Below are 24,466 nucleotides of genomic sequence, written 5' to 3'. Positions count from 1 at the left end.
GGCGCAAGCGGGTCCGGACCCTGCCGGTCAGGATCTGCGACAATACGCCCCCATTTTTGCCCGCAGCCTGTTGCCACGTGGCCCGATCCCGCTCCCGCATCGACCGTACCCCGTTCCAGACCGAGATCCTCGACCTCAGCCATGATGGTCGCGGTGTCGCCCGCCGTGAAGGCGAGGGCGGCAAGGTCACCTTCGTCAGCGGCGCCCTGCCGGGTGAGGTGGTCATGGCCGAACAGACCGCCCGCAGCCGCCATTTCGACGAAGCGCGTACGGTGGAAGTGCTGCAGGCCTCGCCGCAGCGCGTCACCCCGAAGTGCCCGCACTTCGGCACCTGCGCCGGCTGCGTGCTGCAGCACCTGGACGAAGACCAGCAGATTGTCGCCAAGCAGCGCGTGCTGATGGACAACCTGGAGCGCATCGGCCACGTGAAGCCGGGCACCGTGCTGGCGCCGCTGGTCGGTGAGAGCTGGGGCTACCGGCGCAAGGGTCGCTTCTCGGTGCGCCGGGTCGAAAAGAAGGACAAGACCCTGGTCGGCTTCCGTGAACAGGATCCGCGATTCGTCGCCGACCTCAGCCAGTGCCTGACCGTGATCCCGGAAATCGGCACCAAGGTCGAGGCGCTGTCCAGCTTCATCGAATCGCTCGATGGCAAGCGTGACATCCCGCAGATCGAATTCATCGCTGGCGACCAGGCCGTGGTCCTGACCGTGCGCCACCTGCAGCCGCTCAGCGATGCCGACCGCGTGGCCTGGGCCGCCTTCGGCCAGCAGCATGGCTTCGTGATCTACCTGCAGTCCGGTGGCGTGGATACCGTGCAGCCGCTGGACGGGCAGGGCGTGCCGCTGTCGTTCCGGCTGGCGCCGTGGGACGTGGAGCTGGCGTTCCGTCCGTTGGACTTCATCCAGGTCAACGCCAAGCTCAATGAGAAGATGATCGCCCACGCCCTGGACCTGCTGGAGCCGGGTGAGGACGAGCGTGTGCTGGACCTGTTCTGCGGCCTGGGCAACTTCACCCTGCCGCTGGCGCGCCGCGTGCGCGAAGTGGTCGGTGTGGAAGGTGATGCTGGCCTCGTCGCGCGGGCCCGTGAGAATGCCGAGCGCAACGGCCTGACCAACGCCCAGTTCTTCAGCGCCGACCTCACCCAGGACCAGCGCAGCACGCCGTGGATGCGCCAGGGCTTCGACAAGCTGCTCTTGGATCCGCCGCGCTCGGGCGCGATCGAAGTGCTGCAGCAGCTGCCGCTGAAGCAGTTCAAGCGCATCGTCTACGTCAGCTGCCACCCGGGTTCGCTGGCACGCGATGCCGGCTATCTGGTCAACGAACAGGGCTTCACCCTGGTCAGCGCCGGTGCCATGGACATGTTCCCGCACACCGCACACGTGGAAAGCATCGCGGTATTCGAGAAGCGCTGATCGGCTGTCATGCCCATCGCGCATAATGGCGCGATGGGCATCGAAATCGAACGCAAATTCCTCGTCAGCAGTGATGGCTGGCGCACCGCCGCGCACCGGGTGATCCCGATGGCGCAGGGCTACATCAACGACATGGGCGCGCTCGATCGCGGCACCCAGAACGCTTCGGTGCGCGTGCGCATCGAAGGCGACCACGCCGCGCTGAACCTGAAGTCGCGCACCATAGGCCACACCCGCCAGGAGTTCGACTACCCGATTCCGGTGGACGATGCGCGCGCACTACTGGCGCTGTGCGTGGGCGGCCTGATCGACAAGCGCCGCCATCTGGTCGAACACGCCGGCCTGACCTGGGAGGTGGACGAGTTCCTCGGCGACAACGCCGGCCTGGTAGTGGCTGAGGTTGAGCTGGACAGCGCTGACCAGACCATCGACCTGCCGGACTGGGTGGGTGCCGAAGTCACCGATGATGCCCGCTACTACAACGTCGCCCTGGCCAGCCACCCGTATTCAGAGTGGTGAAGCCGCCAAAAAGGGGACGGAGGGGATTAAGTCGTCTTTACCCCATCTGTGCGGGAAACGACTTAATCCCCTCCGTCCCCTTTTATCGAGGGTGTCGGCCCCCATGTGGAAAGGATGAGAATCGACATCTACTCCGACGTGGTCTGCCCCTGGTGCTGGATTGGCAAGCATCGTTTCCAGCAGGGCGTGCAGTTGCTGGGCGCCAACGCGCCTGAACTCGATATCCACTGGCAGCCGTTCCAGCTCGACCCGGATGCTGACGCAACCCCGGTGCCGCTGCGCGAGGCTTATGTGCGCAAGTTCGGCGGCGTCGAGCGTACCGAACAGATCCTCGGTCAGACCCAGACCACCGCGCGGGCCGAGGGCCTGCCGATGGACTTCAGCCAGGGCCAGGTGCGGGTGACCACGCTGCCGGCGCACCGGGTGTTGTGGCTGGCGGGCGAGCACGGCGTGCAGGACGCGGTCGGCGAAGCACTGTTCCGCGCCCACTTCGAGCACGGCCAGAACCTGGCGGACCCCTCGGTGCTGATCAAGGCGGGCGCGGCAGGCGGCCTCGACGCGGGTGAAATCGCGCAGATGCTGGCCTCCGACCGCGGCCTGGCCGAGGTCGAAGCCAAGCTGGCGCAGGCTCATGCATTGGGCGTTTCTTCGGTGCCGACCTTCGTCATCGATGGGAAGTGGGCCATTTCCGGGGCGCAGCCCCCCGAGGCCTTCGCCAACGCCCTGCGCCAGATCGCCGCCGAGCAGGGCGCGCCTGCGGCCCCGGCTGACGGCGACGAGGCCTGCGGTCCGGACGGCTGCAAGGTCTGACCGGATCCGAGAAGGGGACGGAGGGAATTAAGACGTATCCAGCCCGTAGGGGCCGATTGCGGCTTAATCCCCTCCGTCCCCTTTTTCTGACCACTGCGCCTGTCGGCCGGTTCTGCGACAATGCGGCACTGCGCCATGCGGGCGCGCGTTGTGGAGATCGACCATGCTGCTGATCGGCGTTGCCGGCACCGAACTGACCGCCCAGGAACGCGACTGGCTGCAGCACGATGCCGTGGCCGGGGTGGTGCTGTTCAAGCGCAACTTCGCCTCGCGCCAGCAGGTGACCGATCTGAGCGCGGCGATCCGCGCTGCCGCGCCACGCCCGCAGCTGATCTGCGTGGACCAGGAAGGCGGCCGCGTGCAGCGTTTCCGTGAGGGCTACAGCGAGTTGCCGCCGCTGCAGGACATCGGGGCGATGTACGCCACCGACCCGCAGCAGGCGCTGGCCCTGGCCGAGCAGCACGCCTGGCTGATGGCCAGCGAAGTGCGCGCCAGCGGCCTGGACCTGAGCTTCGCGCCGGTGGTCGATCTGGGCCGTGGCAACCGCGCCATCGGCAACCGCGCCTTCAGTGAAGACCCGCAGGTGGTGGCCGCGTTCACCGCCGCCTACGTGCGCGGCATGCATGCGGTCGGCATGGCCGCCACGCTCAAGCATTTCCCCGGCCACGGCACCGTGCTGGAAGATACACACGTGGATACCGCGATCGACCCGCGCGCGCTGGACGAGCTGCGCGCCCAAGACCTGGTCCCGTTCCAGGCCGGCATCGCCGCCGGTGCCGACGCGGTGATGATGGCGCACGTGATCTACCCGCAGGTGGCACCGGAACCGGCCGGCTATTCGCCGCGCTGGATCCAGGACATCCTGCGCGGCGAGCTCGGGTTCCGCGGCGTGGTGTTCTCCGATGACATCGGCATGGCCGCCTCGCACAGTGCCGGCGGCGTGCCGGCGCGCGTGCACGCGCATCTGGATGCCGGCTGCGACGTGGTGCTGGTCTGCCACCCGGAACTGGTCGATGAAGCCCTGCACGCGGTGCAGGGACGCTCCCTCAATACTGCTGCGCTGCTGGGCCTGCTGGGCCGCGGCGCGCTCGGCTGGGACGGCCTGCTGGCCGATGCCCGCCATGGCGACACCCAATCCCGTCTGCTTGAAACCCTTGGAAGAACCGTCTGATGCCCAACCTCACCATTTCCCAGGCCCTGGCCCAGGCTGACCTGCTGGTCGACCGCCCCACCATCGACAAGGCCATCGCTGGTATCGCCGACGCCATCGCGCGCGATTACAAGGGCGAGGTGCCGCTGTTCCTGTCCATCATGCACGGTGCGCTGCCGTTCGCCGGCCAGCTGGCGCTGGAACTGGGCGCGCGCGGCCAGGACGTGCAGTTCGATTACCTGCACGCCACCCGTTACCGCGGTGAAACCACCGGCGGCGACCTGGTCTGGAAGCACAAGCCGGCCACCTCGCTGTTCGGCCGCCGCGTGCTGCTGGTCGACGATATCCTCGACGAGGGCTACACCCTGCAGGGCGTGCGCACCTGGTGCCTGGAACAAGGCGCGACCGACGTGCGCATCGCCGCGATGACGGTGAAGAAGCACGACCGCGCGCTGCCGGACGTGACTGCCGACTACGCCGGCATCGAACTGCCGGACCGTTACGTGTTCGGCTTCGGCATGGACGTCAACGAAACCCTGCGCTGCGTGCCGGCCATCTACGCGATGAAGGAATAACGGCGCAGCCGCCCGCGGCGCGTCTTCTTCTGCCGCCGGCATCCTCGGGTGCCGGCGTTCGTCTTTTCATGGAGTGCTTCGAATGCAACAGATCGCCCTGGCCGTGATCGGCGGTACCGGTGTCTATAACCTGGCCAAGCTTGACGACGTGCAGACCCACGAGGTCGACACCCGCTTCGGCCGTCCGTCGGGCCCGGTGCGCGTTGGTACGCTGCTCGGCCATCGCGTGGCGTTCCTGGCGCGGCATGGCGAAGGCCATTCGCTGCCGCCGCACAAGATCAACTACCGCGCCAACCTGGCCGCGCTGCAGCAGCTGGGCGCGCAGCGCGTGCTGGCGTTGAACACGGTGGGGGGCATCACCGAACACTTTGGTCCGCGCGTGCTGGCCTGCCCGGACCAGATCATCGACTACACCTGGGGCCGCATCAGCACGATCTGTGAGGAAGAAGGCACCGACGTGGTCCACGTTGATTTCGGCCACCCGTACACACCAATGCTGCGCAGCAAGATCCTGGCTGCGGCCAAAGTGACCGGTGTCACGGTCCATGACGGTGGCTGCTATGGCGCAACGCAGGGGCCGCGCCTGGAAACCATCGCCGAAATCGCCCGCATGCGCCGCGACGGTTGCGATCTGGTGGGCATGACCGGCATGCCGGAAGCCGCGCTGGCGCGGGAGCTGGGGCTGGATTACGCCTGCCTGGCGATCATCGCCAACTGGGCCGCCGGCTGTGGTGATGGCGAGGAGATCACGATGGCCGAAGTGCTGGCCAACGTGCAGGCGGCCGGCAACGGACTTCCGGAACTGGTGGGCGAATTGGCACGGGGGTGATTGTCTTCCCCGAGCAAGCTTTGCATACTCAGCTTGTGCGCGGGTTCAGCGTACACCACCCATTCATTGCATAAGGTCTCGCATCACCATGCCGAACGGTACCGTCAAGTGGTTCAACGACGCCAAGGGATTTGGCTTCATCTCGCCGGAGGATGGCAGCGCCGACGTGTTCGCGCACTTCTCCGCCATCAACTCCAAGGGCTTCCGCAGCCTGCAGGAAGGCCAGCGTGTCACCTATGACGTGACCCAGGGCCCGAAGGGTGCCCAGGCTTCGAACATCACGCCGGCCGAGTGATCCACTCGACAGTGCGTTGAAAACCCCGCTTCGGCGGGGTTTTTTTTGCGCGGATTGCCCGCGACCCGCTCGCGATCCACCCGCCTCGGGCACAATGCGGCCATGACGGAACGACTGCGCATCGCCGTGATCGGCTACGGCACCGCTGGACAGGCAGTGTCCATCCTGCTCACCCGTGACGGCCACGAGGTGGAGATCTTCGAACGCGTGCCCACGCCGGGGCCGGTGGGTGCCGGTTTCCTGCTGCAGCCCAGCGGCCTGCAGGTACTGTGGCAGATGGGCCTGCTTGATTCCGTGCGCGCACATGCCGCGCCGGTGCACCGCCTGTATGGCGACACGCCGTGCGAGCGCGCGGTGATGGACATGCGCTACGAGGGACTGGATGCGCGCCTGCACGGCCTGGGCATGCAGCGCGGGGCCTTGTTCTCGCTGTTGGACGAGGCGCGCGCAGGCGAGGGCCAGCTGCATGCCGGTACCACCATTACCGAGGTGGATGCCGAACACGGCCGTCTGCGCGACAGCGACGGGCGCACGCATGGCCCGTTCGACCTGGTAGTGGTCGCCGATGGCGCCGCGTCGACGCTGCGCGGCACGATCGCCGGCGGTGCCGGGCTGGACCGCGTGTATCCGTGGGGGGCGCTGTGGTGCCTGCTGCCGGCCGAGGACTGGCCGCACGTGCAGGAGTTGCGGCAGCGTTACGTGGCCGCGCGCAAGATGATCGGACTGCTGCCGGTCGGCACGCGCCCCGGTGATGACACGCCGCGCCTGAGTTTCTTCTGGAGCCTGCCACGCGCCGACTTCGAACGCTGGCAGGCCGATGGCATGACGCCCTGGCTGGATGAACTGCATGCACTGTGGCCGCAGGCCAGTGCGCGCTTCGCCCATCTGCGTGATGCCGGCCAGTTGGCGCGCGCGGTCTACCGTGATGCGGTGATGACGCGCTGGTACCACGGCCGCATGGTGCTGGCCGGTGATGCCGCGCATGCGATGAGCCCGCAGCTGGGGCAGGGCGTGAACATGGCGCTGCTCGATGCGCTGGCGCTGCGCGATGCGGTGCGCACCTACGGCGGCAGCACGGTCGCGCTGCAGGCCTACCAGGCGCAACGCAGGGCACACGTTGCGGTGTACCAGCGCTGGAGTCGTTGGCTGACGCCGCTGTTCCAGTCCGACCGCGACGCCTGGGCGAAGGCGCGTGACGTGCTGCTGGGCCCGATGGGGCGCCTGCCCAGTGGCCGTGGCCACATGCTGCGCGTGCTCAGTGGCACCCAGCACGGCTGGTTCGGTGCACTTGCACTGGATCCGGCGTTCGTCGACGCACTGGCCACTGCAGCGGAAATGCCTCGTATCAACGCGATTTCGGCCAATGCGTGAAGCGCGTCGTCACCTGAATTAACGGTTGCCTCACCGCCGATATGCGAGAAGTAGGTTGCACGCGAATGCGCGTCGCCCGTTTTCCTTTCCGTGATCAACATCGCGCGTGGCCCGGGCGGCGCTGCCGTTGCGGCCTGTTGCGGCCCGGATGTGCCGCTGATGTTGAAGAGGAGGACGCCATGTTGTTCGCGGTCGAGGAGCTGGAATCGGAAATCTGCAAGCTGCGCGGATTGCTGCAGATGCTGCACGAGGACCAGCCCGACGTACTGGAGGACGTGTTCGAGTTCCATGTCGGCAGCCTGATCAGTCATGCATCAGCGGAGCATCACGCGCGCATCCGCACCTGCGCGCAGGAAATGCTGGCGGCGATCCAGGCGTTGCCGCGACGACGTGAGGGCGACACGCCTGATTTCCAGTTGATGCCGCAGCTGGGCATTCGTCCGGCCTGATTCAAGCCACCGGCAGTTGCACCAGGCCGTTTTCCACGCAGGCGACCCTTTGCTCGCCGCGGGCGGGCACGGGCACGATGCCGGCAGTGAACGCGGAGAAGGCCGGCAGCACCGTCATCCGCTCACGCAGCCAGAACGCGGGGAAGCGCCGTCGCAATGGCGGCAAGGCGACCTGCGGATGCAGATGCCCGGCGATCACATGCAGCTCTGCATCGGGCATCGGCTCATGGCGAAGCAGGAACGGCTGCAGCCGTACTTCATCGTGGATCTGTACCTGCAACTGAGCATGCGGCAGCTGGCGGTCGTGATTGCCACGCAGGACATGCACGTCCAGCGAAGCATTGCGTTCGCGCCATGCCAGCCATTGCTGGTACCACGCAGCGCGATGCGCCGGTCCATGCAGGATGTCACCCAGGATCCACAGCTCGCGACAGGCATGCCTGTCCAGCAGCCCCTGCAGGCGTTGCAGGTCTTCGCCGGTGCCGCCGCTGGGCAATGCGATGCCGGCGCGGCGGAATACATCGGCCTTGCCCAGGTGCAGGTCGGCGATCAACAGCGCCTGCCGCGCGGGCCAGTACAGCGCACGCGCGCCAAGCAGAATCAGCGATTCGCCGGCGCGCAGCAGCGGCAGTTCATCGGCCATGGCGGCGCTCCAGCTGCTGGGCCGCGCGTTGCACGCGGGTGCGCCAGTCCTCGTTGCTGAACTGCCCGCGCAGGCGTTCGGCCCATAACGGGAAGCCCAGTGGCGTGAGTGATGTCGGGTGCTGCACGGAGAGGGCCTGCATGCCGATCCTTGCCAGGACCTGCTGTAGTCCCGGCAGGTCCAGGCTGTCATGCAGCACTTCGCGTTCGGCCAATGCCAATAGCAGGTGGCCGGGGTCATGCTCGCGCAGTACGTCGTAGAGCAGGCCTGCCGAGGCCTGCAGCTGGCGCAGCGATCGCGGCATACCGCCGGGCAGGCTGGGGACCAGCAGGCCCGCTACGCGTGCGATGCCACGGAACTGGCGGCGCGCCAGCTCGCCCAGGTTCACCGCGGCACGCAGATCGTCCAGCAGCTGATCGGGGGTGAACAATGCTCGCCATTGCGCCGCATCCAGTTCGATCGCCTGCGCCGGTGCCAGAACCAGGCCATGATCGTTAACCGCGTAGCCGATGCTGTTGCGCTGCCGGCGGGTACAGCGCAGTGCCAGCAAGGCGGCCAGCGCCTCGTGCACGTGACGGCCGGTAAAAGGGTAGACGAACAGGAACTGGCCGTCGCGGCGCCGCACCTCTTCCACCAGCAGATGCTCTGGACCGGGAAGCGCCGACAACTGCCGCTGCAGTGCCAGCAAGGAGGACAACCAGCGTGATTCGGCACTGTCGTCGGCGCCGGACAGTACCCACTCCAGCTCGCGGCCGAGCGGCATCGACAGTGGCAACTGGCCTCCCTGCCAGCGCGGCACCACACCATCACCGCGCCCTCGTGCCAGCCGCACGAAGGCGGTCATGTCGCGCAGCTGCACCAGTTCCAGCAGGCGCCCGGCGAACTGGAAACGGTCGCCGCGACGCAGGCGGCTGGCGAACTGTTCCTCCACGGCACCCAGGCCACCACCGCGCAGGAACTGCACGCGCACGCTGCCATCGCTGCTGATGGTGCCGATCGACAGCCGATGGCGCAGTACCTGACGGCGATCGTGCATGCGGTAGTGGCCGTCGGCATCACGCACGACCTTGTGGAAATCGGGGTACTGGGCCAGGGCCTGGCCACCCTGCACGATGAACGTCAGCACGGCCTGCCACTGGTCTTCGCCGAGCGACGCAAAGGCATGGGTACGCCGTACCTGCGCCAGCAGCGCATCGCTGTCGAAGCCACCGGCCAGGGCGCGGCTGACCGCATGCTGGGCCAGCACATCCAGCGACAGCGTCGGCGGCCTGCGCGCTTCGACCACGCCTTGGGCCAATGCACGGCGCACCGCGGCGTATTCGGCCAGCTCCAGTGCATGGCTGGGCACGCACAGGATGGAACCGCTGGCGCCCGGGCGGTGACGCGCACGTCCCGCGCGTTGGCGCAGGCGGGCCACGCCCTTCGGGCTGCCCAGCTGCAGTACCTGCTCAACCTCGGGGAAGTCCACGCCGAGGTCGAGGCTGGAGGTGGCAACCACGCAGCGCAGCGCGCCCGCGCGCAGGCCATCCTCGACCTGCTGGCGCAGCGCTGGATCCAGCGAGCCGTGGTGCAGCGCAAGCGTGTCCGGGGCTTCCGGCCAGACCGCGGCCAGCGCCTGATGCCACAGTTCTGCCTGCGCACGGGTGTTGGTGAACAACAGGCTACTGCGTGCCCGCATCAACGCGTCCAGCACCCGCGGCAGCTGCGCCAGGCCCAGATGCCCGGCCCACGGAAAACGTTCGCCGGGTTCCGGCAGCAGGCTGCGCACGCTGATCGCGCGCGGGCGCACGCCCTGCACGATCGGCGCGTCGGGCTGTCCGGGCAGCAGCACGTCGCGCGCCTCATCCAGGTTGCCCAGCGTGGCCGAAAGCCCCCACAGCTGCACTGCAGGCGCAGCTTCGCGCAACACCGCCAGGTTCAACTGCAGCAGCACACCGCGCTTGTTGCCCAGCAGCTCATGCCATTCGTCCACCACCACGCAGCGCAGCTGGCGCATGCGCGGCAACGTATCCGGATAGCTCAGCAGCAGCGCCAGTGATTCGGGCGTGGTGACCAGTACGTCGATGCGGCCTTCGCGGGCCTGGCGCCGCTCGCGGTTGCTGGCGTCACCGCTGCGCAGGCCGACACGCCATCCCAGTCCCAAGCCGTCGACGACGGCCTGGAGCGCGCGTGCGGTATCACTGGCCAACGCGCGCAAGGGCGTTACCCACAGCACCTGCAATGGGCGCACCGCACTGGCGCGGCGGGGCGAGGGCGGTGGATCGATCAGCGCCTGCAGCAACGGCCCGCCGAACATCGCCAGCGTCTTGCCGCTGCCCGTGGGCGTATGCAGCAACCCGGATTCGCCGGCCAGGTAGTGGCGCCACATCGCGCGCTGGAAGGGCAGTGAGCGCCAGCCGCGTGCCGCGAACCAGTCTTCCAGCCGGCGCAGTGCCTGGCTGCGGGTCATCGCGCCAGCGCCTGCAGGCTGGCCAGCTGATCGGCCTCGCTGGCAGGCTTGTCGTGGCGCCAGCGCAGGATGCGCGGAAAGCGCACGGCGATCCCCGACTTGTGCCGGCTGCTGCGGTTGACCGCTTCGAAACCCAGCTCGAACACCTGTTCGGCGCGTACGCTGCGCACCGGCCCGAAACGCTCGCGGGTGTTGGCGCGGATCCAGCGGTCAAGCGCGAGGATCTCTTTGTCGTCCAAGCCCGAATACGCCTTGGCCACCGGCACCAGCGTGTCGCCGTCCCAGACGCCGAAGGTGTAGTCGGTGTACAGCGTGCTGCGCCGCCCATGGCCCGCCTGTGCGTACAGGAGCACCGCATCGATGGTGAGCGGATCGACCTTCCATTTCCACCAGTCACCGCGGCGTCGCCCAGCCAGGTAGGGCGAGCCGCGTCGTTTCAGCATCAGCCCTTCCACGCCACGTTCGCGTGCCACATCGCGCATCGCCGCCGCCTGCGCCCAGTCGACGGCGGCAACGTCGGGCGACAGCTGGATCCGCACATCGTCCAGTGCACCGATGACCGCGGCAAGCCGCGTACGCCGTTCCTGCAACGGCAGCTCACGCAGATCCGCGCCATCGTGCTCCAGCAGGTCATAGGCGAGCACGCGTACCGGCGTGTTGCGCAGAGTCGCTGCTCCTGGCTTGCGGCGCTGGATGCGGGTCTGCAGGGCGGTGAATGCGCGCGGCAGGTTGGCGGTCTCGTCCCAGGCCAGCAGCTCTCCGTCCAGCACGCAGCCCTCCGGCAACGCCATCGCGGCGTGCTCGATCTCGGGGAAGCGGCCATCCAGTCGTTCCTCGCCACGGGACCACAGCGCGACTTCGCCACGCCGGCGCAGCAGCTGCAGGCGTATGCCATCCCATTTCCATTCCAGCAGCCAGTCGTCGATCGCGCCGAGGCGTTCGGCAGGATCGCCTTCCAGAGGGGAGGCGAGGAAGAAGGGGTAGGGCTGCTGGCGGTCGGACGGCAGCTCGTCCGGTGACAGCAGTTGAGCCAGCAGCCCGGGCGAGGGGACCCACTCGCCGAGCATGCGCTGGGCGATGCGTGCGATGTCCAGGCCGGACCATTCCGCCAGTGCCTGCTGTACCAGTCGCTGCGAAACGCCAACGCGCAGGGCGCCGGTCAGCAGCTTGTTGAACACCAGGCGTTCGCTGCTGCACAGCTGCCGCCACCCGGCGACGACCGCAGCGCGGCGTACTGCCTCGGGTTGGTTGGCCACGGCCAGCAGATGCTGTTCGATCCAATCAGCCAACGGGCGGTCGGCGGCTGGCTGCGATGGATCATCCAGCAGCAGGGTCAGCGTTTCGGCCAGGTCACCCACCTGCGCATAGCTGTCTTCCACCAACCAGGGGGGCAAGCCGGATTCTTCGGCAATCCAGCCGCGCAGTTCGCCGCTGGCGGCGATCTTCCGGCGTGCGCCGCCCACCTTGCCACCGCTGAGCAGGTACATCGCCCATGCCGCATCGTGCGCGCGCGCCTGGCGGAAGTAGTCGACCAGGGCTGCACGCTTGTCCAGCGTAGCCGTGCTGCGGTCCAGGCGCTGGTAGAGCGCAGCGAAGGCCTTCATTCCTCGCTCCCGAAATCGGTGCGGAAGGCTTCGGCAGCCACGCCGCGCTCGCGCAGGAACGGAATCAACGCATCGGTATTGCCATGGGTAGCGATCACCCGCTGCGCGCCCGTCTGTTCGATGGTCTGCAGCAGTGCTGGCCAATCGGCGTGATCGGAAATGACGAAACCGCGATCGACATTGCGGCGCCGCCGATTGCCGCGCAGCTGCATCCAGCCGGATGCGAAGCCCAGCTGGTGGCGGCCGAAGCGGCGCATCCAGGGCGTACCCGCAGCCGACGGCGGCGCGAGGATCAGCTGGCCGGCGGCATCAGGCTGGCGGCCCTGCTCGGCCACGGTGAGCGTCTCCAGCATCGGCACCCCGGCCTGCCGGTACACCGCCACGCCATTGGCGATGGCGCCGTGCAGCCAGGCTGGTCGATCGTCTAGCGGCAGCAGCTCGGCCAGCACCCGCTGTGCCTTGCCCAATGCGTAGCACAGCACGATCGCGGCTTCGCCACGTTGTTCGCATTCGCGGCGCCACGCCACGATCTCTGCAGCCACCGCCGGCGTGTCCGGCCAGCGGTAGATCGGCAGCGCGAACGTAGCTTCAGTGATGAAGGTATCGCAGGGCACCACTTCGAACGGTGTGCAGGTCGGATCAGGCTGTCGCTTGTAGTCGCCGGAGGCTACCCATACCTGCTGCCCGTCGTCGATGCGTACCTGTGACGAACCGAGCACGTGGCCGGCCGGATGCAGCGATACCTGCACCTGCCCGAGGCGGAACGGCACACCCTCGGCATGCCCCTGCACCGGCACGTCACCCAGACGCCAGCGCAGGATCGGCAGGCTGCCTTCGCTGCAGTGGTACTCCCCCATGCCCGGGCGGGCATGGTCGCCGTGGCCATGGGTGATGACCGCGCGCGCTACCGGTCGCCACGGGTCGATATGGAAATCGCCGGCGGCGCAGTACAGCCCCTCCGGGCGCAGCACCACCAGATCGTCGTTGCCTGCCATGCGGTCACTGTGGCCTGCGTCTCGTGCAGAGGGTGAGAACCGGCCTGAACACGGGCTTGGCAGGCGATGCGGCACAATCGGGCCGCAGACCTCTTGCCGCCAGGATGGACCGGATGAGTGGACCCAGCTTCAGCAGCAACGCACCGTATGAAACCCATGTGGTGTTGAACCAGCCGCCGCCGTTCGCAGGGCGACAGTTGTGGACCGACGACGTGGCGCTGATGGAGGCCGTACAGCGCGAAGGCGCCGCCAGCTTCGCGCCGCGACTGGGTGTCTATGGTGCACTCGCCGGTGATGAACTGTACCGGCTCGGCTTCGATGCCAACCGTGATCGTCCGCGGCTGCGCACGCATGATGCACAGGGCCATCGCATCGACATCGTGGAGTTCCATCCGGCCTATCACCAGTTGATGGACACGGCAAAATCGCACGGTGTCGCTGGATTGTCCTGGCATGAGCCGCAGCCTGGCGCGCACGTGGCACGTGCGGTGTTGAGCTACCTGCATCACCAGGCCGAGGCGGGCACCAGCTGCCCGTTGACCATGACCCATGCGGCAGTGGCGGTACTGCATTCGCAGCCGCATCTGGCCGAGTGGGCGCGCAAGGCCGCTGCGCCGGTCTATGATCCGCGCGACGTGCCGGTGGCGGACAAGGCCGGCATCACCCTGGGCATGGGCATGACCGAGAAGCAGGGCGGCTCGGATGTCCGTGCCAACAGTACGCGCGCCGAACCGATCGATGGCGAGCGTTACCGTCTGGTCGGCCACAAGTGGTTCTTTTCCGCACCGATGTGCGATGGCTTCCTGGTGCTGGCGCAGGCGCCGGGAGGCCTGACCTGCCTGCTGATGCCGCGCCGGCTGGCCGATGGTGACCGCAATGCGTTCCGGTTGATGCGGCTGAAGGACAAGCTCGGCGATTGGGCCAACGCTTCCAGTGAGGTCGAGTTCTGCGGCGCACAGGCATGGCGCGTGGGCGAAGAGGGGCGCGGCGTAGCCACCATCATCGGCATGGTGATGATGACCCGCCTGGACTGCATGCTGGGTGCAGCGGCGGAGATGCGCATGGCGCTGGCGCAGGCGCTGCACCACGCACGTCATCGACGTACCTTCGGCAAGCTGCTGGTCGAGCACCCGCTGATGACCAACGTGCTGGCTGATCTGGCGCTGGAGTCGGAAGCGGCCACGGTGTTGGCGATGCGGATCGCGCGCGCGGTGGATCGCGCCGGTGTGGATGCCAATGAAGCCGCGATGGCGCGGTTGGGGACGGCACTGGGCAAGTACTGGCTGTGCAAGCGCGCGCCCGCCTTCGTCAATGAAGCGCAGGAATGCCTGGGCGGTGCGGGCTACGTGGAGGAGTCGATGCTGCCGCGCCTGTACCGGCAGGCACCGTTGAATTCGATCTGGGAGGGCAGCGGCAACATCCAGTGCCTGGATGTGTTGCGTGCGCTGGCGCGTGAACCGGAGGCGATGGCGGCGCTGCGCGGTGAGCTGGCATCGGTGGCTGACCGTGATGGGCGCTATGCAGCGGCATTGCAGCGTTGGGCAGCGGCACCGCCACCGGAGGAAGCGCAGGCGCGGCTGTTCTGCGAGCGCACTGCGCTGCTGCTGCAGGCGGCGCTGTTGCTGCGTGCGCGCAGCCCGATGGCGGAGGCGTTCGTGCGTAGCAGGCTGGAAGGGGAGCACGGGCTGGCGTTCGGGACGCTGCCGGCGGGGGGGGAGCTGACGGCGATGCTGGCGCGCGCGCTGCCGTAGGAGGCGGCCAACGGCGGAGCCCCTCGTGGTGGGCGCTGATACTGATGGGTGGGCCGCGCGGGTAGGTCGCGCAGGGGGCGCTGCAAGTACGTCCATGTAAGCTCGGGCGCGCCATCCATGGCGCTTACGCCCCTGCGCAACCTACCCGCGCGTCCGTGGACACTTTCCGTACGCGTCCACCACGGAATCAACAGAAAGAGCAGAGAGCGAAAAGCAGAAAAGCCGCGGCAGTGCCGCGGCTTTTCCTGTAGCGCCGAGGCCATGCTCGGCTGGTCGGTAGCGCCGGGCCATGCCCGGCGAACGAACCGTTAGTGCTTGGCTTCTTCCTTGGCGGCGTTGGCCTTGGCGTCATTGGCGACATCGCGGGCCTTGTCGGCGACCTTCTGTGCGGCGTTCGCAGTGGCGTCGCTGGCGTGTGCGGCGGCATCGGTTGCGGCGTCCTTGGCCTTGTCGGCGGCGTTGGCGGTGGCGTCTGCAGCCTTGTCCAGCGCCTGCTGGGTATCGGCGGCGGCCTGCTCGGACGCGGCAGCGGTCTTGTCGGCGGCGTCGCGGGTGGCTTCGGCGGCCTTGTCCACGGCGTCACGGGCGGCAGCGCCTGCGCTGTCGGCAGCCTGCTGTGCGTCCTGCTTGGCCTGTTCGGCTTCCGGGCCCTTGCAGGCGGCCAGGGCCAGCAGCAGGGAGGCGGCCAGCAGGGTGGTGGTGATCGGACGAATCTTCATGGCGGTCTCCGGTACTGCAATGGATGGGGACGCCAGCCTATTCATGCCGTTGTGAAGACGGGGTCGCGATGCAGCGGCTCAGTCGCGCGCATTCGAAAAAAGAAAAAGCCGCTGGCGAACCAGCGGCTTTTCCAGAACAGCGTGAAGAAAGAAGTTATTACTTCTTGGCTTCTTCAGCAGCGTCCTTGGCCTTCTCAGCGGTGCCTTCAGCAGCCTTGGCAGCGTCAGCAGCGGCGCCGGCAGCGGCGTCGGTGGCAGCAGCGCCAGCCTGGGCAGCAGCGTCAACCGAAGCGTCAGCAGCGGTGGCGGCGGTGTCAGCGGCCTGCTGGGCAGCGTCGGCGGTCTGGGCGCCAGCAGCGGCGGCCTGGTCGGCAGCAGCCTGGGCTTCGGTGGCGGCTTCGTTGGCCGAAGCAGCGGCGTCCTGGGCAGCTTCCTGCTTCGAGCAGGCGGCCAGGGCCAGAGCCAGGGACATCGCGACCAGCAGCTTGTTGATGCTCATTGTGTGAATCCTCGTCGTTAGAATTAGGCAACGCGCATGCTGCGCGCCGACAACATGATGACAAGCCAAGATTGGGTGTCAAGCGATCCCGCATTCATTTTTGCGAAATCATCGTTAAACCCATTTAAATCAATTCGATGGCGATAGCCGTTGCTTCGCCACCGCCGATGCACAGGGTGGCAATGCCGCGCTTGCCACCGCGCGTGCGCAGGGCGTTGACCAAGGTCACCACCAGGCGTGCACCGGAGGCACCGATCGGATGGCCCAGCGCGCAGGCGCCGCCATTCACGTTGAGCTTGTCGTGCGGAATGCCCAGTTCGCGCATCGGCGCCATCGCCACCACGGCGAAGGCTTCATTGATCTCGAACAGATCGACCTGGTCCAGCGACCAGCCGGTCTTGTCCAGCAGTTTGTGCAGCGCGCCGATCGGGGCGGTGGTGAACCACTCCGGTTCCTGCGAATGGGTCGCGTGGCCGACGATGCGGGCCAGCGGGGTGATGCCGCGAGCGGCTGCATCTTCCTCGGTCAGCAGGACCACTGCAGCAGCGCCGTCGGAGATGCTGGAGGAACTGGCGGCGGTGACGCTGCCGTCCTTCTTGAAGGCCGGGCGCAGGGTCGGGATCTTGGCGATGTCCGAGCGGCCCGGCTGCTCGTCGGTGGTGACCTCGACCTCGCCCTTGCGGGTGGCGACCTTCACCGCGACGATTTCATCGGCGAACGCACCGTTGGCCTGCGCCGCCTGCGCGCGCTTGACCGATTCGATGGCGTAGGCGTCCTGCTCTTCGCGGCTGAACTGGTATTTGTCCACGGCGCATTCGGCGAATTCACCCATCGCCTTGCCGTCATAAGCGTTGACCAGGCCATCGTGGGCCATGTGATCGACCGCCTGGAAGTTGCCGAAGCGGTTGCCGGTGCGCGAGTTCGGCAGCATGTGCGGCGCGTTGGACATCGATTCCATGCCGCCGGCGACAACGATGCTGGCCGAACCGGCCTTGATCAGGTCATGACCGAGCATGATGGTCTTCATGCCCGAGCCGCACACCTTGTTCAGCGTGGTGGCACCGGTCGACAGCGGGATGCCGGCAGCGATCGCCGCCTGGCGGGCGGGCGCCTGGCCGAGGTTGGCCGGCAGCACGCAGCCCATGAGGACTTCGGAAACGTCGCTGGCCGGGATGCCCGACTGTTCCAGGGCGGCAGCGATGGCGGCCGCGCCGAGGGTCGGGGTCGGCACGCCGTTGAACTGGCCGAGGAAGGAGCCGATGGCGGTGCGCTTGGCGGCGGCGATGACGATGTTGGACATGGCAATCTCGTTGATGCGTAAGCAATGTTCGGAAAGGAGACCGGGGGCCGTTGGATGTGCCCCGGTTTCCCGGCAGACTGCGTGGGGGTCGACCCAAGTATAGAGGGTCGGGGAGGGCCGCCGCTGGGCGCGGCCGCACGCCTGCCGGGATGAAGGCAGGACAACGTTCATGGGAAGGAATCGATGGAACGCACGATGATGGTGAGGTCTGCCCTGGGAACCGCGCTGGTGGTAGCGCTGACGGCCTGTGGTGGAGGTGGCGGGGGCGGCAACGTGCGCATCGATACCCCGCCACCACCGCCGCCACCGACTACCCCGCCACCGACGACGCCGCCCCCGGTCAAACCGCAGGAGCCGGCCTTCGACGCGCATCTGTCAGTCACCAATGCGCGCGCCGCACAGGCTGCCGGCCTGACCGGCCAGAACGTGCGCATCGGCATCGTCGACTCCGGCGTGCAGCGCAATGCGGTGGCGTTGAATGGCCGGGTGCTGGCCAACCTCAACTACATCGATCCGGCCAGGAACAATCTGGGTGTCGATGATGTGGTCGGCCACGGCACCGCCGTGGCCAGCCTCGCCGCCGGCGCGGCAACGGGCTCCTGGCCGGGTGGCATCGCGCCAAAGGCGCAGATCGTGTCGGCACGGATCATTGCCGACAAGCCGCCCGTCGATGACGGCAGCGGCAAGGGCAATTCCTTCAGCGGCCCGCTGGGCGTGGCGCAGGTCCACCAGGACCTGATCAGCTACAACGTGAAGGTGATGAACAATTCGTGGGGCGGCCTGTACTGGACCGATCTACCGACCACCGCGCAGGTGGCCGCCGAATATCGCCCCTTCGTGATCAACCATGGCGGGCTGGTGGTGTTCGCCGCGGGCAATGACGGCCGCAGCGAGCCGAGCAGCCTGGCCGCACTGCCCAGCCAGCAGGGCGTGGCCGGCACGCTGCCGGCTGCCGACCTGGAGCGCGGCTGGCTGGTGGCCACCGCCGTGGATCCGTATGCGCCCGGTACGCTGGCCAGCTATGCCAATGCCTGTGGCCAGGCGGCCCGCTACTGCCTGGCGGCGCCCGGCAGCGCGGTCTACCCCGATGCCAACGGTGGCAGCTACTACTGGAACTACGGCACGTCATTCGCGGCGCCCTTGATTTCCGGTGCGGCGGCGCTGGTCTGGGAGCGCTTCCCGTACTTCAGCAACGATCTGGTGCGGCAGACCCTGCTGGGCACCGCCAAGGATATCGGCGCGCCGGGCGTGGATCCGGTGTTCGGCTACGGCCTGCTCGACATCGGTCGTGCGATCAACGGTCCGGGTCGTTTCGACTGGGGTGATGTGGTCGCCAACGTGGATCTGGCCTCGACCGGCTCGGCGTGGCGCAACGATATCGTCGGCAGCGGCGGGCTGGTCAAGCAGGGCGGGGGCACCCTGGTGCTGGCCGGCAACAACAGCTACACCGGTGCCACCCGCATCGAACGCGGCATCCTGTCGCTGCAGAACGGTGGCGTGATCCGTTCCAACGTGACCATCCTCGGCCAGTCCGATCCGGATTCGACCGGCCTGCAGTTCAATGGCGGCACGCCCCGCGTGATCGGCAATGTGGTCAACGGCAGCAGCGTATTCCTCACCACCGGCAACACCACCGGCACCATCGAGGGCAACTACACCCAGCAGGCCGGCGCACAGTTGATGATCGCACTGGGCGCCAATGCGCTGCAGGTCACCGGCAATGCCGCGATCGACGGTGGCGTGCGCGTGCATGGCTTCGTTTCCGGCTACGTGCCACAGAACGGCAGCCGGCAGGACCTGATCCATGCGGCAGGCGGACTCAGCGGCACCTTCAGTACGCCGGCTACCTCCAGTGGCCTGCAGGGCCTGTCACTGCTGCAGAGCAGCTACGGCTATGACAGCAACAACGCGTGGTTGAACCTGACCCAGGTCAGCGTCACCGCAGCGGCCAGCGGGCTGGGGGCGTCCGCCCAGGTGGCAGCACAGCGCCTGGAAGGTGCATTCGCAGCGCTGGACAAAAACACAGGCCTGCAGGGATCGGCCTTTGGTGCAGCGGCCGGTGCCCTGCAGTGGACCGGCGGTGGCCCGCAGGGCCTGGCCGCCAGCCTGCAGAGCCTGTCCGGTCAAGCGCATGCGCGAGCCGAAGCAGCGACCTTCGACAGCATCGACATGTCGCGGCGTGCGATCGCCGAGCGCTTTGATCGTGTACAGGCCGCACCGCGCCTGCGCGGGAGCTGGCAGAGCGCGCTGGGTGAGGCGGGGCAGGGCAGCTTCGCCGGCAACGCTGCCGACAGCCGGGGCTGGATGGCCGGCCAGGATCTGCCACTGGGCAGCAACGGCCTGATGGGCGTGGCGTTTGGCGAGACCCGCAGCACTGGTGGCAGCAGTTTCGGCGGTGATCGTGGGCGTGATCGCCAGGCGCAGGCACAGTTGTACGCCGGCTGGAATCTGGGACGTGGCTACGCGCTGGCCCAGGTGGGGAGCGGACAGTTCACCCGCGCGCTGGATCGTCAGCTGCTGCTCGGTGCGGGTGCCTATGGCGTCTCCGCGCGGTACGGCGGCCGTTTCAGCAGTGCCAGCGTGGAGGGCGGGTACCGGCTGGGGCGTGCGGGCGCATCAATGACGCCCTACGTCGGTGCCAGCACCACGCGTGTGGAGACCGACGCCTTCAATGAACTCGGCGGCTTTGGTTTCGGCCTGCGGGGCGATGCCAACCGCGTGCAGCGCAGCCAGATGCTGGCCGGTATCCGCGGCGAGCGCGGTTGGGGGCGTTGGACGCTGCGTGGGCATGCCGAATGGCAGCAACGGCTTGATGGTGCGGATGCGGACTGGCAGGCCAGCTTCGTCGGCGTCGATGCCTGGGCGCCGTTGGCGGGCTGGAACGCGCCGCGCGGCAGTGCGCTGATCGGCGTGGCGCTGGAATCGTGGTGGGGCCGCAATGGGCGCCTGAGCCTGGGCTTCGACCAGCGCGTTGGTGGCGAAGGTGCGCGGCAGGCCGCCTTGCGCTACAGCACCGGCTTCTGAAGGACGGCTCGCGCCGGGTCATGCCCGGCGCGACATCGGCAGGTTCAACCGCCGCGCAGGTTGCCCAGGCGCGGGGTGCTGCGGCCCAGCGGCATCTTCAGCTTGCCGATCGACAGGATGCGGCTTTCGGCGATGCGGTCGGCGGCACGCTGCGGCGCGATGTTCTCGCGCTGCGACAGTTCGAAGATGCGGGTGAGGTTGTGGTAGATGCTGCGGATCAGGCGCATTGCGCGTTCGCGGTTGTAACCATCGATCTCCAGCGACACGTTCATCACGCCACCGGCGTTGACTGCATAGTCCGGCGCATACAGGATGCCGCGCGCATGCAGCTCGTCGCCGATTTCCAGGCTCGACAGCTGGTTGTTGGCGGTGCCGCAGATGATCTTCGCCTTGATCCGCGGCAGCGTGTCGGCGTTGATCGCACCTTCCAGCGCGCACGGTGCGAACACGTCGGCGTTCACCTCGTGGATCTCATCCGGTTTGACCGCTTCGGCGCCGAAATCGCTGACCGCGCGATCAACCAGCGCGCTGTCCAGGTCGGTGACGTACAGCTTGGCACCGCGGTCGCGCAGCAGCTTCACCAGTTCCATGCCGATGTGGCCCAGGCCCTGCACGGCGATGCTGGTCTTGCCCACTTCCTCATGGCCGAACTTGAAGCGCATCGACGCCATCAGTGCCTGCAGCGCACCGTAGGCGGTGAACGGGGCGGGATCGCCGGAGCCACCATGGACCTGGTGCACGCCGGTCACGAACTGGCTTTCCAGGTAGATGTTCTCCATGTCGTTGACGTCGGTTCCGACGTCCTCGGCGGTGATGTAGCGCCCGCCCAGTGAATCGACATAGCGGCCGAAGGCACGGAACAGCACTTCGGTCTTGTCCACTTTGGGGTCGCCGATGATCACCGCCTTGCCGCCACCCACGTTGAGGCCGGCCAGCGCATTCTTGTAGGTCATCGTCCGGCTCAGCCGCAGCGCATCGGCCAGCGCCTCGTCGGTGCTGGCGTAGGGGCGCATGCGCACGCCGCCCAGGGCCGGGCCGAGGGTGGTGTTGTGGATGGCGATGATCGCCTTCAGGCCGGCGTCGTGGTTGTGGCAGAACACCACCTGTTCGTGGCCGGTGGTGGCGAGGGTTTCGAATAGCATGGCGTCTCCGATGGCGCGATCAGCGGCGAACTGCAGCGAACGGCCAGTGAACGGTAGGGTCCCAAAACAAAAAAAGCGACGTCGTCGGTGCAGGGGGACGGGTCGCGCGGCGCCATTCTAGTCCATTCCCCCGGCCGGTGCCGTCGACATCGGTGGCCTTCCGGTTAAAGAAGATGAAAGTTCGGCCGATGCTGCGACGACGGCGGGTGGCCGGATTCGCGTGAAGAGGCAGGGCGGTCAGTGACGGCAAGGGCACCACAACGACAGGGCGGGCGGCGATGACGCCGGCCTGGTGGCGATCATTGCGTGGCTGGCTGGCGCGCTCGACCGGGACGGCACCGTCCCGGTTGGCGGCGGCGTCGCGGCAGGCGGTGGCGGCGGCGGCGGCCAGCCTGCAGGGCGAGGCTCTGCCCTCGGCCGAGATCGCTGCACATCTGCAGCGTGGCCTGCATGCACTGGCCCTGTACCCGCGCCTGGCCGGTGAATCCACGGCGGTGCAGGCCGCGGGGTTGGGCGAGGCGGTGGCGCGCGCGCTGCAGGACCGGGACTGGGCGGCCCGTCAGCTGCCGCGCCGCCCGCAACTGCTGCCGCAGCTGATCCAGACGGTCAACGACGATGCTGCGTCGGCGCGGGTGATGGCGGCGATCATCGGCCAGGACCCGGTGCTGACCGGCAACCTGCTGCGCATCGCCAACAGCCCGGCCTACAAGGTGCACGAGCGCCCGGTGGAAAGCCTGCAGCGGGCGGTGACGCTGGTCGGTACCGAAGGCGTGCGACAGATCATCAGCGCAGTTCTGGTGCAGCCGGTGATGCAGGTGCAGTGCGAGGTGTTTCCGCAGTTCAGCACGATCATCTGGGAGCACGCACTGCTGGCCTCGCGCGCAGCCGCTGACCACGCGCGCACGGTCACTTTCGGCGATGCCTTCGCCGCCCAGTGGCTGGGCCTGGTACAGGGGCTGGGGGCCGCGCTGGTGATGCGCCAGCTGCTGCAGGAAGCGCAGGCACGCGATGAAACGGTGGAGCCGGCGCTGGCGCTGCAGCTGCTCCAACAGTGGTCGCTGCCGTTGGCGCAACGCGTGGCTGCGGCCTGGGAGCTGCCCGAGCCGGTGCACCAGGCGCTGGCGCCCGAGGCGGATGGCCCGCTGGCCGACAGCCTGCGCCTGGCCAGCGCGGCCGCAGCGGCCAGCCTGCTGTGCCGGCACGGACATGCCAGCCAGAGCCGCATGCTGGCCCTGCTTGAACAGTTGCCTTCGGCGCCGCCGCATGCGCTGCGCTGGATCTGGCGGCGCCTGCATGGGCGCAGCGTGGAAACACGGGATGACGCCGGACAGGAAGAGGCAGGTCCTGCGCCCTGAGCGCTACAGCTGCGATTCCACCGGCAGCCAGCTGATCACCCGCGACAACCAGCGTTTGCGCGCCGTTGCCCCCGGCTCGGCCTCCACCCAGTGCGGTGGCGGTTCGCGCTCCAGCCAGCGCAACCGGCGACGGTCATCCAGCGCCAGCCACCAGCTGTGCTTGGGATCAGCCAGGCGCAGGTACTCGTCCCGCAGCTGTGCGCCCAGCACCGGATCGTCGAACAGCACGCCCATCTCGGTGTTCAGATAGGCCGAGCGCGGGTCGAGGTTGAACGAACCGACAAAACCGCGGCGGTCATCGACTAGGAACGCCTTGGTATGCAGGCTGGCGCCGCTGCTGCCGAACACGCCGGCATCGCCGGACTGCCCTTGTGCCTTCAGTTCGTAAAGGTGGACGCCGGCTTCAAGCAACGGCACGCGGTAGCCCATGTAGCCACCATGTACGGCGGCGACGTCATTGGCGGCCAGTGAGTTGGTGACCACGCCGACCTGCACGCCCCGCCCGGACATGGCCGAAAAGCCATCCAGGCCCTCGTTGCCGGGAACGAAGTAGGGCGAGATCAACAGGGCCTTGTGCTTGGCGGCCTGCAGCTCGCTGATCAGGGTCGACACCAGCCAGGCAGCGCGATCGTCCTTGCGGTGCTTCATCGGCGGGTCGGACACGATGCGCACTGCACCGCTCCAGCGCAGCGGCTCGGGGCTCGGGCGCTGGCGCTTGCGCGATTCGGCCACGCGCGCCAGGTACGGCAGGGCCACGTCCCGCTGCGCCTCATGGTCCGATTCGCGCACCAGCAGGCGCAGTTGTGCGTCGGTATGGAAGGCAAGCGCGGATACCGGAATGGCGGTTTCGCTGTTCCAGTAGTCGTCGAAGATGCGGTTGGCCTGCTCCACGGCGGGGCCGGCGACCAGCAGGTCCAGATCCTGGAAGTTCACATCGGTGCGCGCGCTGAAATACTCCTCGCCGATGTTGCGGCCACCGACGATCGCGACGCGGCCATCGGCGATCCAGCTCTTGTTGTGCATGCGGTGGTTCACGCTGAAGAAGCGCTGCACCATCTCCACCACGCGCAGGATGCCGGTCCGGTTGCGGAACGGGTTGTACAGGCGGATCTCGATGTTCGGATGCGCATCGAGTGCCATCATCAACGCGTCCTTGTCCTTGGCGTTCATGTCGTCAAGCAGGATGCGCACGCGCACGCCGCGCTCGGCGGCGTCGTACAGCGCCTTGGCCATCAGATGGCCGATCAGGTCGTCGTGCCAGATGTAGTACTGCAGGTCCAGGCTGCGGCCTGCGTGCGCGGTGATCATCGCGCGCGCGGCGAAGGCATCCATGCCATCACTGAGGAACGCCACGCCGGACTGCCCGGGGTGTGCGTCCTGCAGCGGCACGATCTGCTGGTCGATGCGGGTCTGCGCCGGCTGCAGTGGCAGCACATGCGAGGGTGCGCCCTGTGCCTGCGGGGTGAGGTGGTCTGCCAGCAGCAGCCCGGACAGGACCAGCAGCAACAGCGCGGCGAGGATGATCGCAGCGACGCGCAGCAGGCGTCGCCACAGGGGCTTGGGCAGGCTCATGCC

At 67.8% G+C, this 24,466-nt stretch carries 21 protein-coding genes; 12 read left to right on the top strand and 9 right to left on the bottom strand.

Translation table 11 applies throughout. The features are described 5' to 3' along the window. The first annotated feature begins 77 nt into the window (after positions 1–77). From rlmD to ACZLHH_RS17225, 9 genes are all read left to right on the top strand, one after another. Entirely contained in the window at positions 78–1,412 is a 1,335-nt protein-coding gene (gene rlmD / locus ACZLHH_RS17265; RefSeq protein WP_049421257.1) for a 23S rRNA (uracil(1939)-C(5))-methyltransferase RlmD, read from the top strand. Positions 1,413–1,445: 33 nt separating this feature from the next. Continuing rightward, positions 1,446–1,931 carry a CYTH domain-containing protein gene (locus ACZLHH_RS17260; protein ID WP_071229427.1) on the top strand — a complete coding sequence of 162 codons (486 nt, stop codon included), beginning with the start codon at positions 1,446–1,448 and terminating at the stop codon, positions 1,929–1,931. 114 nt (positions 1,932–2,045) lie between these two features. Beyond that, entirely contained in the window at positions 2,046–2,741 is a 696-nt protein-coding gene (locus ACZLHH_RS17255; RefSeq protein WP_121504611.1) for a DsbA family oxidoreductase, read from the top strand. Between the two features lie 163 nt (positions 2,742–2,904). Continuing rightward, positions 2,905–3,912: a beta-N-acetylhexosaminidase gene (nagZ, locus tag ACZLHH_RS17250; protein WP_032129343.1), complete on the top strand. Its 1,008-nt coding sequence runs from the start codon at positions 2,905–2,907 to the stop codon at positions 3,910–3,912. Further along, positions 3,912–4,466: a hypoxanthine-guanine phosphoribosyltransferase gene (locus ACZLHH_RS17245; RefSeq protein WP_005410592.1), complete on the top strand. Its 555-nt coding sequence runs from the start codon at positions 3,912–3,914 to the stop codon at positions 4,464–4,466. The genes nagZ and ACZLHH_RS17245 overlap by 1 nt, the downstream gene beginning before the upstream one ends. Before the next feature lie 82 nt (positions 4,467–4,548). Beyond that, a complete protein-coding gene (locus tag ACZLHH_RS17240; protein ID WP_010482830.1) occupies positions 4,549–5,295 on the top strand; it encodes an S-methyl-5'-thioinosine phosphorylase in 747 nt (248 codons plus the stop codon). Positions 5,296–5,383: 88 nt separating this feature from the next. Further along, on the top strand, positions 5,384–5,590 hold the full coding sequence (locus ACZLHH_RS17235) for a cold-shock protein (protein ID WP_005410590.1): 207 nt from the start codon (positions 5,384–5,386) through the stop codon (positions 5,588–5,590). Positions 5,591–5,692: 102 nt separating this feature from the next. Then, complete coding sequence (locus tag ACZLHH_RS17230) at positions 5,693–6,961, top strand: FAD-dependent oxidoreductase (protein WP_107431486.1); 1,269 nt, start codon at positions 5,693–5,695, stop codon at positions 6,959–6,961. A gap of 179 nt (positions 6,962–7,140) precedes the next feature. Next, a complete protein-coding gene (locus ACZLHH_RS17225; protein ID WP_032129345.1) occupies positions 7,141–7,410 on the top strand; it encodes a hypothetical protein in 270 nt (89 codons plus the stop codon). A gap of 1 nt (position 7,411) precedes the next feature. Here ACZLHH_RS17225 and pdeM read toward each other — a convergent pair whose 3' ends face one another. Genes pdeM through ACZLHH_RS17205 form a run of 4 tightly spaced genes read right to left on the bottom strand, consistent with a single transcriptional unit; the run spans position 7,412 to position 13,101 of the window. Next, entirely contained in the window at positions 7,412–8,053 is a 642-nt protein-coding gene (pdeM, locus tag ACZLHH_RS17220; protein ID WP_032129346.1) for a ligase-associated DNA damage response endonuclease PdeM, read from the bottom strand. Next, positions 8,043–10,502: a ligase-associated DNA damage response DEXH box helicase gene (locus ACZLHH_RS17215; RefSeq protein ID WP_180844930.1), complete on the bottom strand. Its 2,460-nt coding sequence runs from the start codon at positions 10,500–10,502 to the stop codon at positions 8,043–8,045. The genes pdeM and ACZLHH_RS17215 overlap by 11 nt, the downstream gene beginning before the upstream one ends. Further along, positions 10,499–12,106 (bottom strand): ATP-dependent DNA ligase, encoded by a 1,608-nt coding sequence (locus tag ACZLHH_RS17210; protein WP_032129348.1) that lies wholly within the window; start codon positions 12,104–12,106, stop codon positions 10,499–10,501. The genes ACZLHH_RS17215 and ACZLHH_RS17210 overlap by 4 nt, the downstream gene beginning before the upstream one ends. Continuing rightward, positions 12,103–13,101: a ligase-associated DNA damage response exonuclease gene (locus ACZLHH_RS17205; protein WP_180844931.1), complete on the bottom strand. Its 999-nt coding sequence runs from the start codon at positions 13,099–13,101 to the stop codon at positions 12,103–12,105. Before ACZLHH_RS17205 ends, ACZLHH_RS17210 begins: the two co-directional genes overlap by 4 nt. A 113-nt stretch (positions 13,102–13,214) precedes the next feature. Here ACZLHH_RS17205 and ACZLHH_RS17200 point away from each other — a divergent pair, with 113 nt between their 5' ends. Continuing rightward, positions 13,215–14,852 (top strand): acyl-CoA dehydrogenase family protein, encoded by a 1,638-nt coding sequence (locus ACZLHH_RS17200; protein ID WP_180844932.1) that lies wholly within the window; start codon positions 13,215–13,217, stop codon positions 14,850–14,852. Positions 14,853–15,160: 308 nt separating this feature from the next. Here the strand turns inward: ACZLHH_RS17200 and ACZLHH_RS17195 are convergent, their stop codons facing one another. From ACZLHH_RS17195 to ACZLHH_RS17185, 3 genes are all read right to left on the bottom strand, one after another. Continuing rightward, entirely contained in the window at positions 15,161–15,571 is a 411-nt protein-coding gene (locus ACZLHH_RS17195; RefSeq protein WP_014647982.1) for a hypothetical protein, read from the bottom strand. A 157-nt stretch (positions 15,572–15,728) separates the two neighbouring features. Further along, the gene (locus ACZLHH_RS17190; RefSeq protein WP_004153024.1) at positions 15,729–16,070 is read right to left on the bottom strand and encodes a hypothetical protein; all 342 of its coding nucleotides are present in this window, start codon (positions 16,068–16,070) and stop codon (positions 15,729–15,731) included. Between the two features lie 124 nt (positions 16,071–16,194). Continuing rightward, a complete protein-coding gene (locus tag ACZLHH_RS17185; protein ID WP_010482849.1) occupies positions 16,195–17,370 on the bottom strand; it encodes a thiolase family protein in 1,176 nt (391 codons plus the stop codon). A gap of 183 nt (positions 17,371–17,553) precedes the next feature. On the opposite strand from ACZLHH_RS17185, the gene ACZLHH_RS17180 reads away from it, so the two are divergent. Next, positions 17,554–20,394, top strand: coding sequence for a S8 family serine peptidase (locus tag ACZLHH_RS17180; protein ID WP_180844933.1), 2,841 nt, complete (start codon positions 17,554–17,556; stop codon positions 20,392–20,394). 44 nt (positions 20,395–20,438) lie between these two features. Here the strand turns inward: ACZLHH_RS17180 and ACZLHH_RS17175 are convergent, their stop codons facing one another. After that, positions 20,439–21,536 (bottom strand): Glu/Leu/Phe/Val dehydrogenase dimerization domain-containing protein, encoded by a 1,098-nt coding sequence (locus tag ACZLHH_RS17175; RefSeq protein WP_010482852.1) that lies wholly within the window; start codon positions 21,534–21,536, stop codon positions 20,439–20,441. Positions 21,537–21,814: 278 nt separating this feature from the next. Between ACZLHH_RS17175 and ACZLHH_RS17170 the strand changes: the two genes are divergently transcribed. Next, a complete protein-coding gene (locus ACZLHH_RS17170) occupies positions 21,815–22,891 on the top strand; it encodes an HDOD domain-containing protein (RefSeq protein WP_032129353.1) in 1,077 nt (358 codons plus the stop codon). A 3-nt stretch (positions 22,892–22,894) separates the two neighbouring features. Here the strand turns inward: ACZLHH_RS17170 and ACZLHH_RS17165 are convergent, their stop codons facing one another. Beyond that, positions 22,895–24,463 (bottom strand): phospholipase D family protein, encoded by a 1,569-nt coding sequence (locus tag ACZLHH_RS17165; RefSeq protein WP_180844934.1) that lies wholly within the window; start codon positions 24,461–24,463, stop codon positions 22,895–22,897. Between the last annotated feature and the right edge of the window lie 3 nt (positions 24,464–24,466).

This window comes from Stenotrophomonas sp. 28608_Sma (genome assembly GCF_056486185.1).
Note: the sequence above shows the minus strand (reverse complement) of the source record. Positions and strands in the feature narration are given on the sequence as shown.